Below are 13459 nucleotides of genomic sequence, written 5' to 3' on the forward strand. Positions count from 1 at the left end.
CACTCGCAAGGTTGAACGTTGAACTATGTGGGGGCATTCCCGCCGGGAGGGGGTGGGGAAAAGGGGTCAGCCGTACATCCGGCGCATGGTGAAGTCCACCATCTGCTCGACCGCGCGGGCGTCGAACACCATCCGGTGCTCGCCCTCCATGTCCAGCGCGAAGCCGTAGCCGGTCGGCAGCAGGTCGAGCACCTCGGCGCCGGTCACCGAGAAGTGCTTGGACTCCTTGCCGGCGTACCGCTTCAGCTCCTTGAGCGAGCTGAACATCGGGATCACCGGCGTCGGGGTGTTGTGCAGCGCCAGGAAGCCGGGGCGGTCGCCGCGCGGGCAGTACACCTTCGAGGTGATGAAGATGGCCTGGAAGTCCTCCACCGGCATCGCGCCGGTGGTGAAGGCGCGCACCGCGTCCGCCAGCGAGGGCGGCGAGGGCTCGGGGTAGAGCGACTGCTGGGCGGCCTGCGGGTCGCCGTACCCGGGGCCGGGCATGCCGGGCATCCCCTGCTGCATCTGCTGCTGATAGGGGTCCTGGTAGGCGCTCTGCTCGTAGCCGTACACGGGACAAGGCTATCGGGCCGGACCCCGCTTGGGGGCGGGTGATCCGCACAATCCGGCGGTGGGCCCCATTGTGGGACGTGACCACGTTCATAGCTGCTTCACGTCGGAGGGGTTGAACAAGTTACCAACGGGTAGCATCATGGGGCGTACTGGTGGGTAAGCGGTGCGCCGTAAGCGGCTCGCCCGTGGAAGACGAACCGGAGAAACGGTCATGGGTCACTACAAGTCCAACCTGCGGGACGTGGAGTTCAACCTCTTCGAGGTGTTCGGCCGCGACCAGGTGTACGGCACCGGTCCGTTCGCCGACATGGACGTCGACACCGCGAAGAACATCCTCAGCGAGATCTCCCGGCTGGCCGAGAACGACCTCGCCGCCTCCTTCACCGACACCGACCGCAACCCGCCGGTGTTCGACCCGGAGACCAACACCGCTCCGATCCCGGAGACCTTCAAGAAGAGCTACCAGACGTTCATGGACGCCGAGTGGTGGCGCCTGGGCATCCCGGAGGGCATCGGCGGCCAGGTCACCCCGAACTCCCTGGTCTGGGCGTATGCGGAGCAGGTGCTCGGCTCCAACCCCGCGATCTGGATGTACTCCTCCGGCCCGGCCTTCGCCGGCGTCGTCTACGACGAGGGCACCGAGGAGCAGCAGAAGGTCGCCGAGCGCATGGTCGAGGGCCTGTGGGGCGCCACCATGGTGCTGACCGAGCCCGACGCGGGCTCCGACGTGGGCGCCGGCCGCACCAAGGCGATCAAGCAGGAGGACGGCTCCTGGCACATCGAGGGCGTCAAGCGCTTCATCACCTCGGGCGAGCACGACATGTCCGAGAACATCATCCACCTGGTGCTGGCCCGCCCCGAGGGCGGCAAGCCGGGCACCAAGGGCCTCGGTCTGTACATCGTCCCGAAGTACGACTTCGACTGGGAGACCGGCGAGATCGGCGAGCGCAACGGCGCCTACGCCACCAACGTCGAGCACAAGATGGGCCTCAAGGCCTCCAACACGTGCGAGATGACCTTCGGCGCCAAGCACCCCGCCAAGGGCTGGCTGCTCGGCGAGAAGGTCGACGGCATCCGCCAGATGTTCAAGATCATCGAGTTCGCCCGGATGATGGTCGGCACGAAGGCCATCGCCACCCTGTCCACCGGCTACCTGAACGCGCTGGAGTACGCCAAGGAGCGCGTGCAGGGCGCCGACATCTCGCAGTTCATGGACAAGACCGCGCCGCGCGTCACCATCACCCACCACCCGGACGTGCGCCGCTCGCTGCTGACCCAGAAGGCGTACGCCGAGGGCATGCGCGCCCTCGTCCTCTACACCGCCTCGGTGCAGGACGACATGCTGGCCGCCCGCCTGCGCGGTGAGCACGACGCCGCCGCCGAGCGCCTGAACGACCTGCTGCTGCCGATCGTCAAGGGCTACGGCTCGGAGAAGTCCTACGAGCAGCTCGCCCAGTCGCTGCAGACCTTCGGCGGCTCCGGCTACCTGCAGGAGTACCCGATCGAGCAGTACATCCGGGACGCCAAGATCGACACCCTGTACGAGGGCACCACCGCCATCCAGGGCCAGGACTTCTTCTTCCGGAAGATCGTCAAGGACGGCGGCCAGGCGCTGACCGCGGTCAACGAGCAGATCCAGAAGTTCCTCGCCTCGAACGAGGGCGGCGAGGCGCTGGCCGCCGAGCGCGAGCTGCTCGCCAAGGCCGCCGGCGACCTGGAGGCCATCGTCGGCAAGCTGATCGCCGACCTGACGGCCGTCGAGCAGGACGTCAAGAACATGTACAAGGTGGGCCAGAACACCACCCGCCTGCTCATGGTCTCCGGCGACGTGGTGGTCGGCTGGCTGCTGCTCCGCCAGGCCGCGGTCGCGCTGGCCAAGCTGGAGGCCGGCGCCTCCGAGAAGGACGTCCCCTTCTACCAGGGCAAGGTCGCCGCGGCGAAGCACTTCGCCCGCACCGTGCTGCCGACCACCGCTCCGCAGCGCCAGATCGCCGAGGCCGTCGACAACGAGCTGATGGACCTCGCCGAGGAGGCGTTCTGATCCGGCACTGACCGACGCGGCCCCGGACCGGCCGCCCGATCGACTGCCTGACCCACCCTCACACCGCGGGGCCCGGTTCATCACCGGGCCCCGCGGCGTTGTGTCGCGCCCCGCTCACTGTTGTGTCACCGTTGCGGACTTCACACGGCCCTGTCCGTGTACGGGCATATGCTCAGGGGGCGGGCCCGTAACCCCCATCAGGCCCGGCCGCCCTCAACCCAGGAGCAAAATGTCGACCGCCGCCCGCACGGCCCACTTCGACCGGAAGCACACGGACGACCTGATCGCCTTCCTCGCCGCCTCCCCCTCCCCGTACCACGCGGTGCAGAGTGCGGCCGAGCGGCTGGAGCGGGTCGGCTTCCGACGGGTCCGTGAGACGGATGCCTGGGACGGCGGCAGCGGCGGCCGCTACCTGGTGCGCGGCGGCGCCCTGATGGCCTGGTACGTCCCCGAGGGCGCCGGACCGGCCACCCCCTACCGCGTGGTCGGCACCCACACCGACTCGCCGAACCTGCGGGTCAAGCCCGTCCCCGACACCGGCTCGGCCGGCTGGCGGCAGATCGCCGTCGAGATCTACGGCGGCGTCCCGCTCAACACCTGGCTCGACCGCGACCTCGGCCTGTCCGGCCGGCTCGCGCTCCGCGACGGCTCCACCCGCCTGGTCCACCTCGACGAGCCGCTGCTGCGCGTCCCGCAGCTCGCCATCCACCTCGACCGCGGCGTCAACGACGGCCTCAAGCTCGACCGGCAGCGCCACCTGACGCCGATCTGGGGACTCGGCGACACCACCGAGGGCGCCCTGCTCGACTACGTCGCCGAGAAGGCCGGCCTCGCCGCCGCCGACGTCACCGGCTGGGACCTGATGGCCCACGACGTCCAGCCGCCCGCCTACCTCGGCCGCGACCGCGAACTGCTGGCCGGCCCGCGCCTGGACAACCAGCTGTCCGTGCACGCCGCCACCGCCGCGCTCGCCGCCGTCGCCGAGGCCGGCGGCGAGCTGCCGTACATCCCGGTGCTCGCCGCGTTCGACCACGAGGAGACCGGCAGCGAGTCCGACACCGGCGCGCAGAGCCCGCTGCTCGGCAACGTGCTGGAGCGCTCCTGCTACGCCCGCGGCGGCACCGCCGAGGACCGCGCCCGCGCGCTGGCCGGCACCGTCTGCCTCTCCTCCGACATGGGGCACGCCGTCCACCCCAACTACAGCGAGCGGCACGAGCCCGGCCACCACCCGCTGCCCAACGGCGGCCCCATCCTCAAGGTCAACGTCAACAACCGGTACGCCACCGACGGCGTCGGCCGGGCCGTGTTCACCGCCGCCTGCGAGAAGGCCGGCGTGCCGTGGCAGACCTTCGTCTCCAACAACGCGATGCCCTGCGGCACCACCATCGGCCCGATCACCGCCGCCCGCCTCGGCATCACCACCGTCGACTGCGGCATCGCGGCGCTGTCCATGCACTCCGCGCGCGAGCTGTGCGGCGCCGAGGACCCGCACTACCTGGCCGGCGCCATCAAGGCGTTCCTGGAGGGCTGAGGGGGCCTCAGGGTGTGGGCGGGGCCCACACCCTGACCGAGCGTCACTCCATTCCGGCCAGCACCAGCGGAAGCCGGACCGCACCGCCCGGCACCACCTTCACCGGCACGCCCCAGTCCTGCTGGTGCACGTGGCAGGCCGGGTACTCGATCGCCGGGTCGTCGTCGCAGGACGCGGCCATCGCCGACACGTGCAGCACGCCCTCCGTCACCTCGTCCGACAGCACCAGCTCCCGGTGCAGCGCGGTGTCCGCACCCGCGCCCGAGACGAGCAGCTCCGGCGGGGTGGAGCTGACCAGCAGCCGGGTGGACGGGCCGTAGCGCTCGTCGAGCTTCTGGCCGGTCGGCGCGGAGAACACCACGTCCAGGTCCAGCGTGCCCGGGGCGACCTCGGTCGCGGCCCGCCGGGTGCGGTGCGCGACCGCCTCGACCCGGACCGCCTCCTCGGGCAGCCGCAGCCGGGTCAGCCGGTGCCGGGCGGACTCCACCACCACGATGTCGCCGTCCACCACCACCGCGCCGGACGGCTCGCGCAGATCGGTGGCCAGCGTCGAGACCTCGCCGGTCGCCGGGTCGAAGCGGCGCAGCGCGTGGTTGTAGGTGTCGCTGACCGCGACCGAGCCGTCCGGGAGCACGGTGACGCCCAACGGGTGCTGGAACAGGGCCTGTTCGGCCGCCCCGTCGCGGTGCCCGAAGTCGAACAGGCCGGTGCCGACGGCGGTGTGCACCTCGTGGGTGCCACGGGAGACCCAGCGCAGCGCGGAGGTCTCCGAGTCGGCGACCCACAGCCGCTCGCCGTCCGCGGAGACCGCCAGGCCCGACGGCTGGGCGAACCACGCCTCCGCGGCCGGCCCGTCGACCAGGCCCTCGTTGGTGGTGCCCGCCGCGACCCCGACCGTGCCCGCCGCCGGGTCGAACGACCACAGCTGGTGCACGCCCGCCATCGCGATCCACACCCGGCCGTCGAAGAACGCGACGTCCCACGGCGAGGAGAGGTCGACCCCGGTGGCCGCGCCGGAGGTCGGCGAGCCCTGCCACCACTGCCGGCCGGTGCCGGCCAGCGTGGTCACCGAGCCGTCGGCGAGCCGCACCCCGCGCAGCGCGTGGTTGACGGTGTCCGCCACCACCACGTCGTAGCCCAGGTCCAGCCCCGCCGGGACCAGCGCCAGGCCCTGCGGCTCGCTGAACCGCGGCTCGGCGCCGTCCACCAGGCCGCGCACCCCGTCGCCGATCCGGCGCACCACCCGCTCGCCGTCCTCGGCGAGCTCCACCAGCGCGTGGTGCCCCGAGTCCGCGACCAGGTAGTGGCCGTTCGGCAGCCGCACCGCCTTCCCGGGGAAGCGAAGGTCACCGGCCTCCGGCTCGGGCGCCACGTACGGGCCGTCGCCGCGCCGCAGCGTGCCCTTCGCTGCGTGCTCTGCCTCCAGCTCCTCGACCAGCTTCCCGATCGCGTGCGCGTGCCCCTCGCCCGCGTGCTGGGCGACCACGTACCCCTCCGGGTCGATCACCACCAGCGTCGGCCAGGCCCGCACCGCGTACTGCTTCCAGGTCGCCAGCTCCGGATCGTCCAGCACCGGGTGGTGCACCTCGTACCGGGCCACCGCGTCGACCACCGCGCGGTGGTCGGCCTCGTGCACGAACTTCGGCGAGTGCACACCGACGATCACCACGGTGTCCCGGTGCTTCTCCTCCAACTCCCGCAGCTCGTCCAGGACATGGAGACAGTTGATGCAGCAGAAGGTCCAGAAGTCGGCGATCACGATCTTGCCGCGGAAGTCCGCCAGCGACAGGTCCTTGCCGCCGGTGTTCAGCCATCCGCCCTTGCCGACCAGTTCGGGGGCGCGGACACGTGCACGAGAAGTCATGAACCCAGTCAACCCCATCGGGCCGGGCCGCCATTCCGCGCGGCGCCGGCCCGCCCGGCCGTGACGGCCGGTCAGCGCGTCGCGCAGGAGCGGATCAGGGTGACGGCCTCGTCGAGCAGGGCGATCTCGTCGGGTGCCATGGTCGGGTTGGCGGTGCGGCGGGCGCAGGCCTCGGCGAGGTGGTGGTCGGCGATCGGGGGGAGGCCGCGGAGCAGCGGGACGAGGATCGCGGGCGCGGCCTCGGCGCCGCCCGGGCGGCCGAGCAGGGCCTGGGCGAGGATGACGGCGCTCATCGCGTCGTCGAGACCGGGCTCGCCCTCGGCGGCGGTGGACCAGTCGATGACGACCGGGCCGTGCGCGGTCAGCAGGACGTTGTCGGGGTGCAGGTCGAGGTGGAGCACCCGGTCGCCGGGCCGGGCGGCGGCGCGCGGCGGGATCTCGTGCAGGCGGCGCAGCAGTTCGGCGAGCAGTTCGCCGGCCGCGGCGGGGCTGATCGCGCCGGACACCAGTGACTGCAGCATGGTCGGGCCGCCGAGCCGCTCCATGATCAGGTCGCCGGGCCGTTCGGCGGCCCACACCGCGGGCACCGGGTAGCCGTGCTCGGCGAGGTGCATCATCACCTCGGCCTCGCCGCCGGCGCTCAGCCCGTCCCGGTAGCGGCGCAGGACCCGCCCGTCGCCCAGTGCCCAGACGTCCGCGGTGCGGCCGGTCCCGATCAGTTCGCCGATCTCCATGCGAGCAGAAACTAGCGCCCCGGGTGCCTCCCGGGGAGGGGAACCGGAGGATCGTTGTGCGTCCGAGGCGTGCCGCCGGCCGGGGCGGCCGGGGGCGGCCGGAAAACCGGAGGAGGAGCGGCCGGCCGGTGCGCGACACTGGGCGGATGAGTGCCTACGCCCCCGAGGACGTCGTCGCCGTTCCGCCCGCCGTCGCCGAACTGGCGCGCGGCGTGCCGCTGGTCCCGGTGTGGCGCAACAACCTGGGCGGGACGACGTTCCGGCTGGAGGACGGCCCGGGGCGGCGGTTCGTGAAGTGGGCGCCGGCCGGCAGCGGGGCGGACCTCCACGCGGAGGCCGAACGGCTGCGCTGGGCGGGCGCGTTCACCACCGTCCCCGAGGTGCTGGGGACGGGCGGTGACGAGACCGGGCGCTGGATGCTGACGGCGGGTCTGCCCGGCCGCTCCGCCGTCGACCCGGAGCTGCTGACGACCCCGGCGGTCGCCGTCCGCGCGATCGGCGAGGGGCTGCGCGCCCTGCACGAGGCACTGCCGGTCGCCGGCTGCCCGTACACCTGGTCCGCGCAGGAGCGGATCGGCCGCGCCGCCGCCCAGCGCCGCGACCCGGCGACCTGGCACCCGGACCACCACCACCTCGGCACCGTGGACCGGGCCCTCGCGCTGCTCGCCGACCGGCCGCCGGTGGACGTCGAGGTGGTCTGCCACGGCGACGCCTGCGCACCCAACACCCTGGTCGGCGCGGACGGCCGCGCCCTCGGCCACGTCGACCTGGGCGCGCTCGGCACGGCCGACCGCTGGGCGGACCTCGCGGTGGCGAGCTGGAGCACGGTGTGGAACTACGGCCCGGGCTGGGAGCGTCCCCTGCTGGAGGCGTACGGGGTCGACGAGGACCGTGAACGTCTCGCGTACTACCGCCTGTTGTGGGACCTCACGTAGCGCCGGCTGGCACCATGGCGAAGGCCGCCCGACGGCGGGCCGGCAAGCAGACGAGGAGTCGGGTCATGGGTCGCAAGTTCGTGGTCAAGGAACGCCTGTTCGCGGTCGGCGACGACTACTGGGTCGAGGACGAGCACGGCGAGAAGTGCTTCCTGGTGGACGGCAAGGTGCTGCGCATGCGCGACACCTTCGAACTGCAGGACACCGACGGCAACACGGTCGCCACCATCCGGGAGAAGGTGCTGACCGTCCGCGACGCGATGAAGATCGAGAACGCCGACGGGGACGTGGTCGCCACCGTCCGCAAGAAGCTGTTCACCCCGTTCCACGACAAGTACCACGTGGAACTGGAGAACGGCGGCGAGTGGGAGATCCACGGAGACCTGATCGACAAGGAGTACACCGTCAAGAGCGACGGGCACCGGCTCGGCGAGGTCTCCCGCAAGTGGTTCAGCATCCGCGACGCGTACGGCGTGGAGATCGAGGACGGCGCCGACGTCCCGCTGATGATCGCCGTCGCGGTCTGCCTGGACCGCCTGGTCGAGCACAACGACTGAGGCTCGCCCCGGTACCGCCGCCCGCCCCGTGCGCTATGTTGTGCCGGTCCTCGGCACGGGGCCGGCAGGCGGACAGAAGGGGGCGGGACCGATGAGCGACATCCTTCACCAGCTGGGCTACGCGGCGGCGTACGGCGGCGTCGGCCTGGTCCTGCTGCTGCTCGGCGTCGTCCTGGTGGACGTCCTGACGCCCGGTCGGCTGCGCCACCAGATATGGATCGAGCGCAACCGCAACGCGGCGGTGGTGCTCAGCTCCGCGCTGCTGTCGGTGGGCGCGATCGTGTTCACCGCCGTCATCTCCACCTACCAGGAGTTCGGCAAGGGCCTGGCCGCCGCCGCCGTCTTCGGCCTGTTCGGGCTGCTGCTGATGGCGGTCTCGTTCTGGGTGCTCGACCTGGTCACGCCCGGCAGGCTGGGCGAACTGCTGGTCGACCCCGAGCCGCACCCGGCGGTCTGGGTGACCGCCGCCACCAACCTGGCCGTCGCGGCGATCGTCTCCGCCGCCATCTACTGACGGGCCATCAGCGCTCCCGCGTCAGCCCGCCGCCAGCCGCTCGGTCAGCCGGGCCTTCGCCGCGGGCCACTCGTCGGCCAGCATCGAGAAGTACACGGTGTCCCGCCAGCTGCCGTCCGGGCGCTGCTTGTTGCGCCGGAACGTTCCCTCGTAGGACGCGCCGAGCCGGCGGATCGCTTTCTGCGAGCGCTCGTTGCGGATGTCGGTGCGCCAGGTGACCCGGCCCATGCCGAGGTCCTCGAAGGCGTGCGTGAGCAGCAGCAGCTTCGCCTCGGTGTTCACCGCCGTCCGCCACGCGGAGCGCGCGTACCAGGTGCCGCCGATCTCCACCTGCTCCTCGGCCGCGCTGGCGTCGAAGTAGCAGGTCACGCCGATCGCCCGCCCGTCGGCGAGCGAGATCACCGCGTACGGCTCGCAGAGCGGGTCGGCCAGCCGGTCGTCGATGGTCCGCTCCATGTCCTCCAGCGTGCGCGGCAGCGGGACCGGCACCCAGCGCCACAGCTCCTCGTCGCCGCCGCCGGCGGCGAACAGGTCGGGGACGTGGGCGCGGGTCAGCGGCTCCAGACGGAGGTGACGGCCGGTCAGGACAACGGGGGCGGGCAGCTTCGCGGTCATGCGCACACCGTAGGGCCAGCTTTGCACTAGGCGCAAGCCATATCTGCACTAGTGCAAACATTCCGGCGCATGCGAAAGGCCCGGCACCCCCGTGATCAGGGGCGCCGGGCCTCGCGGAGTCCTACAGGAAGGAGTTGATCTCGATGGTCTCGGTCCGGCCGGGGCCGACGCCGATCGCGGAGATCGGGGCGCCCGACATCTCCTCGAGCGCCTTCACGTACGCCTGCGCGTTCTTCGGCAGGTCCGCGAAGGTCTTCGCCTTCGAGATGTCCTCGCTCCAGCCCGGCAGGTTCTCGTAGATCGGCTTCGCGTGGTGGAAGTCCGACTGGTTGTACGGGAGTTCCTCGACCCGCTGCCCGTCGATCTCGTACGCCACGCAGACCGGGATCTGCTCCCAGCCGGTCAGCACGTCCAGCTTGGTCAGGAAGAAGTCGGTCAGGCCGTTGACCCGGGTCGCGTAGCGGGCGATCACCGCGTCGAACCAGCCGCAGCGCCGGTCGCGGCCGGTGGTCACACCGCGCTCGCCACCGATCCGCCGCAGCGCCTCGCCGTCCGCGTCCAGCAGCTCGGTCGGGAACGGGCCCGAGCCGACGCGGGTGGTGTAGGCCTTGAGGATGCCGATCACCCGGTCGATCTTGGTGGGACCGATGCCGGAGCCGGTGCAGGCGCCGCCCGAAGTCGGGTTCGACGAGGTGACGAACGGGTACGTGCCGTGGTCCACGTCCAGCAGGGTGCCCTGGCCGCCCTCCAGCAGCACGACCTTGCCGGCCTTCAGCGCCTCGTCCAGGACGAGCGTGGTGTCCGCCAGGTACGGCTTGATCTTGTCGGCGTAGCCCAGGTACTCCTCGAGCACCAGGTCGGCCGGGATCGCGCGGCGGTTGTACAGCTTGACCAGCAGCTGGTTCTTGTCGTGCAGCGCCGCCTCGATCTTCTGGCGCAGGATCGACTCGTCGAACAGGTCCTGGACCCGGATGCCGACGCGGTTGATCTTGTCCGCGTAGGCCGGGCCGATGCCGCGGCCGGTGGTCCCGATCCGGCGCTTGCCGAGGAAGCGCTCGGTGACCTTGTCCAGCGTCCGGTGGTACGGGGTGATCAGGTGGGCGTTGCCCGAGATCAGCAGCTTGGACGTGTCGATGCCGCGGTCGTTCAGGCCCTGCAGCTCGGAGAGCAGCACGCCCGGGTCGATCACCACGCCGTTGCCGATCACCGGCACCACGTTCGGGCTGAGGATGCCGGAAGGCAGCAGGTGGAGGGCGTACTTCTGGTCGCCGATGACCACCGTGTGACCGGCGTTGTTGCCGCCCTGGTAGCGGACGACGTAGTCGACGGAGCCTCCGAGCAGGTCGGTGGCCTTCCCCTTGCCCTCGTCTCCCCACTGGGCACCAACGAGCACGAGTGCCGGCACAGGCGTACACCCCTTCCGGTTGGGGCATCCTGCGAAGACCGCAGTCTGCCCCGAGATGGACGAAGCCCCTGGCGCAATGGCGCAAGGGGCTCTTGCACCGAGAGATTACCTGAGGAAGGACCGGTCGTGTCGTCGCTGTCCACGCCCGTATCCCGCCCCCGGACGCCGAGGGGGCCGGGCCGCTCCTGGTGTTGCTCGACCCGTCGGCCAGGGAGGCGGACGGCGAATCGGTGCGAATCGCCAAGGACGTCCTGTGCGGCGGCGCCGACGTGAAGGTCACCCTGCCGGAGAGTCCGTCCGAGCTCGACCGGGTGCTCGCGCACCGCGGGAAGCGCCGCGCGGTGGTGATCGGCTCGGACCAGGCGCTGCAGCGGGTGTTGCAGGCCCTGCACCGGCAACGGGAACTGGACACCGACCCGGTCGGACTGGTCCCGGTGGGCGGTCCGGTGGCCACCGCGACCGCCCGGCTGCTCGGGGTGCCGCCGGAGCCGGTCGCGGCCGCCCGGACGGTGCTGGCGGGCAGCGCCCGGCGGCTCGGCATGCTGCTCGACGACGGCGGCGGAGTGGTGCTCTCGGAGGTCCGGTTCACCGGCCCCCGGCAGGGCCGAACGGGTGGCTGGCGTTCGCTATGGGCGAAACTGGCTGCGGCCGAGCAGGCGAGCCCCACCGGATCCGAGGAACTGCGCATCGAGGCCGACGGCCGCCTGCTGGTCGACGTCCACCAGCGGGTCCGCCACCTGCGGGTCGCCATGGTCGACGGCGCCATGGAACTCGTCCTCGACCTGGACGGCAGCCCGCAGCGCCACCGGGCCGGCCGGCTCACCGTGGCCGGGCGCGGCTTCGGCTACGAGGCCGACGGCTGCCCGGTCGGCCCGGTCCGCCACCGCACCTGGACGGTCCGGCCGGACTCCTGGCGGCTGCTGCTGCCCGCCGGGTGAGCAGGCTCACAACACGCCCCCGCCCGGGCCGCCCGTCCACCGTGCGAAGGCCTGATGACAAGGGCGTGAAGGCGGTCGCCGACCGGGGCAAAAACTGGTAAGGGGCGGGGTCTACGCGCGTACCGCGGGCCTGCCATCAGGGCGTTCCCGCCAACTGCCCTAGACTCGAAGACGTGCCACGTGGTGACGGACGACTCAACCACGATCTTCTTCCCGGCGAGAAAGGCCCCCAGGACGCTTGCGGCGTCTTCGGTGTCTGGGCTCCCGGCGAGGAGGTCGCAAAGCTCACGTACTTCGGCCTCTATGCCCTGCAGCACCGCGGACAGGAATCCGCGGGCATCGCAGTGAGCAACGGCTCCCAGATTCTCGTCTTCAAGGACATGGGACTCGTGTCCCAGGTCTTCGACGAGACCTCCCTGGGGTCGCTGCACGGGCATATCGCCGTCGGACATGCCCGCTACTCGACCACCGGGTCCTCGGTCTGGGAGAACGCCCAGCCGACCTTCCGGGCGACCGCCAACGGATCGCTGGCCCTCGGCCACAACGGAAACCTGGTCAACACCGCCGAACTCGCGGCGATGGTCGCCGAACTGCCCGGCGAGGAGCACGTCTCCCGCTCCGGGCGGACCGCGGCGACCAACGACACCGACCTGCTGACCGCCCTGCTGGCCGGCCACCCCGAGCTGACCATCGAGGAAGCCGCGCAGCAGGTGCTGCCGGGCGTCAAGGGCGCGTTCTCGCTGGTCTTCATGGACGAGCACACGCTCTACGCCGCCCGCGACCCGCAGGGCATCCGCCCGCTGGTGCTCGGCCGGATCGAGCGCGGCTGGGTGGTCGCCTCCGAGACCTCCGCCCTCGACATCGTCGGCGCCAGCTTCATCCGCGAGGTGGAGCCCGGCGAGCTGATCGCCATCGACGAGAACGGCATGCGCACCTCGCGCTTCGCCGAGGCCAAGCCCAAGGGCTGCGTCTTCGAGTACGTGTACCTGGCCCGCCCGGACACCACCATCGCCGGCCGCAACGTGCACCTCTCCCGGGTGGAGATGGGCCGCAAGCTGGCCGCCGAGGCGCCGGTCGAGGCCGACCTGGTGATAGCGACCCCCGAGTCCGGCACCCCCGCCGCGATCGGCTACGCCGAGGCCAGCGGCATCCCGTTCGGCGCCGGCCTGGTGAAGAACGCCTACGTCGGCCGCACCTTCATCCAGCCCAACCAGACCATCCGCCAGCTGGGCATCCGGCTCAAGCTGAACCCGCTGCGCGAGGTCATCCGGGGCAAGCGCCTGGTGGTCGTGGACGACTCGATCGTCCGCGGCAACACCCAGCGCGCCCTGGTGCGGATGCTCCGCGAGGCCGGGGCGGCCGAGGTCCACATCCGGATCTCCTCGCCGCCGGTGAAGTGGCCGTGCTTCTTCGGCATCGACTTCGCCACCCGCGCCGAGCTGATCGCCAACGGCCTGTCGGTCGACGAGATCGGCCGCTCGCTGGGCGCCGACTCGCTGGCCTACATCTCCATCGACGGGATGATCGAGGCCACCAAGCAGCCGAAGGACAAGCTCTGCCGGGCCTGCTTCGACGGCGAGTACCCGATGGAGCTGCCGGACCCGGCACTGCTCGGCAAGCTGCTGCTGGAGGCGGAGATCGCCGGCGGCCAGGCCAAGCAGCCGGTCCGCGGCAAGCAGACCAGCGACCTCGACGGCGTGCAGTCGCTGCTGGGCGGCGCCGGCGCGGCGGACGCGCTGCGACGCCCGTAACCGACCGAACCGCCCCCGG

The 13459-nt window shown here is 71.7% G+C and carries 12 protein-coding genes; 7 read left to right on the forward strand and 5 right to left on the reverse strand.

Annotation, left to right across the window (positions count from 1 at the left end; all coding sequences use genetic code 11):
• Positions 1 to 66 precede the first annotated feature (66 nt).
• Positions 67 to 555, reverse strand: a complete 489-nt coding sequence (locus KCH_RS19340; RefSeq protein ID WP_035864619.1) for an SseB family protein — start codon at positions 553 to 555, stop codon at positions 67 to 69.
• Between the two features lie 211 nt (positions 556 to 766).
• Between KCH_RS19340 and KCH_RS19345 the strand changes: the two genes are divergently transcribed.
• Both KCH_RS19345 and KCH_RS19350 read left to right on the forward strand, forming a co-directional pair.
• Positions 767 to 2596: an acyl-CoA dehydrogenase gene (locus KCH_RS19345; RefSeq protein ID WP_035864620.1), complete on the forward strand. Its 1830-nt coding sequence runs from the start codon at positions 767 to 769 to the stop codon at positions 2594 to 2596.
• 229 nt (positions 2597 to 2825) lie between these two features.
• Positions 2826 to 4127: a M18 family aminopeptidase gene (locus KCH_RS19350; protein WP_035864622.1), complete on the forward strand. Its 1302-nt coding sequence runs from the start codon at positions 2826 to 2828 to the stop codon at positions 4125 to 4127.
• 43 nt (positions 4128 to 4170) lie between these two features.
• Here KCH_RS19350 and KCH_RS19355 read toward each other — a convergent pair whose 3' ends face one another.
• Positions 4171 to 5991 carry an NHL domain-containing thioredoxin family protein gene (locus KCH_RS19355; protein ID WP_035864625.1) on the reverse strand — a complete coding sequence of 607 codons (1821 nt, stop codon included), beginning with the start codon at positions 5989 to 5991 and terminating at the stop codon, positions 4171 to 4173.
• 71 nt (positions 5992 to 6062) lie between these two features.
• Positions 6063 to 6725 (reverse strand): phosphotransferase, encoded by a 663-nt coding sequence (locus KCH_RS19360; RefSeq protein ID WP_035864628.1) that lies wholly within the window; start codon positions 6723 to 6725, stop codon positions 6063 to 6065.
• Between the two features lie 146 nt (positions 6726 to 6871).
• Between KCH_RS19360 and KCH_RS19365 the strand changes: the two genes are divergently transcribed.
• From KCH_RS19365 to KCH_RS19375, 3 genes are all read left to right on the forward strand, one after another.
• On the forward strand, positions 6872 to 7660 hold the full coding sequence (locus tag KCH_RS19365; protein WP_035864630.1) for an aminoglycoside 3'-phosphotransferase: 789 nt from the start codon (positions 6872 to 6874) through the stop codon (positions 7658 to 7660).
• 65 nt (positions 7661 to 7725) lie between these two features.
• Entirely contained in the window at positions 7726 to 8217 is a 492-nt protein-coding gene (locus KCH_RS19370) for an LURP-one-related/scramblase family protein (RefSeq protein ID WP_035864632.1), read from the forward strand.
• Between the two features lie 91 nt (positions 8218 to 8308).
• A complete protein-coding gene (locus KCH_RS19375) occupies positions 8309 to 8731 on the forward strand; it encodes a DUF350 domain-containing protein (RefSeq protein ID WP_035864633.1) in 423 nt (140 codons plus the stop codon).
• A 21-nt stretch (positions 8732 to 8752) separates the two neighbouring features.
• Here KCH_RS19375 and KCH_RS19380 read toward each other — a convergent pair whose 3' ends face one another.
• A complete protein-coding gene (locus tag KCH_RS19380) occupies positions 8753 to 9346 on the reverse strand; it encodes a GNAT family N-acetyltransferase (RefSeq protein WP_035864634.1) in 594 nt (197 codons plus the stop codon).
• Between the two features lie 121 nt (positions 9347 to 9467).
• Positions 9468 to 10751 (reverse strand): adenylosuccinate synthase, encoded by a 1284-nt coding sequence (locus KCH_RS19385; RefSeq protein ID WP_035864635.1) that lies wholly within the window; start codon positions 10749 to 10751, stop codon positions 9468 to 9470.
• Positions 10752 to 10981: 230 nt separating this feature from the next.
• Between KCH_RS19385 and KCH_RS19390 the strand changes: the two genes are divergently transcribed.
• A complete protein-coding gene (locus KCH_RS19390; RefSeq protein WP_244305371.1) occupies positions 10982 to 11689 on the forward strand; it encodes a diacylglycerol kinase family protein in 708 nt (235 codons plus the stop codon).
• A 173-nt stretch (positions 11690 to 11862) separates the two neighbouring features.
• Positions 11863 to 13440 (forward strand): amidophosphoribosyltransferase, encoded by a 1578-nt coding sequence (gene purF, locus KCH_RS19395; protein WP_035864638.1) that lies wholly within the window; start codon positions 11863 to 11865, stop codon positions 13438 to 13440.
• Positions 13441 to 13459: the final 19 nt, after the last annotated feature.

This window comes from Kitasatospora cheerisanensis KCTC 2395 (genome assembly GCF_000696185.1).
Classification (GTDB): Bacteria; Actinomycetota; Actinomycetes; order Streptomycetales; family Streptomycetaceae; genus Kitasatospora; species Kitasatospora cheerisanensis.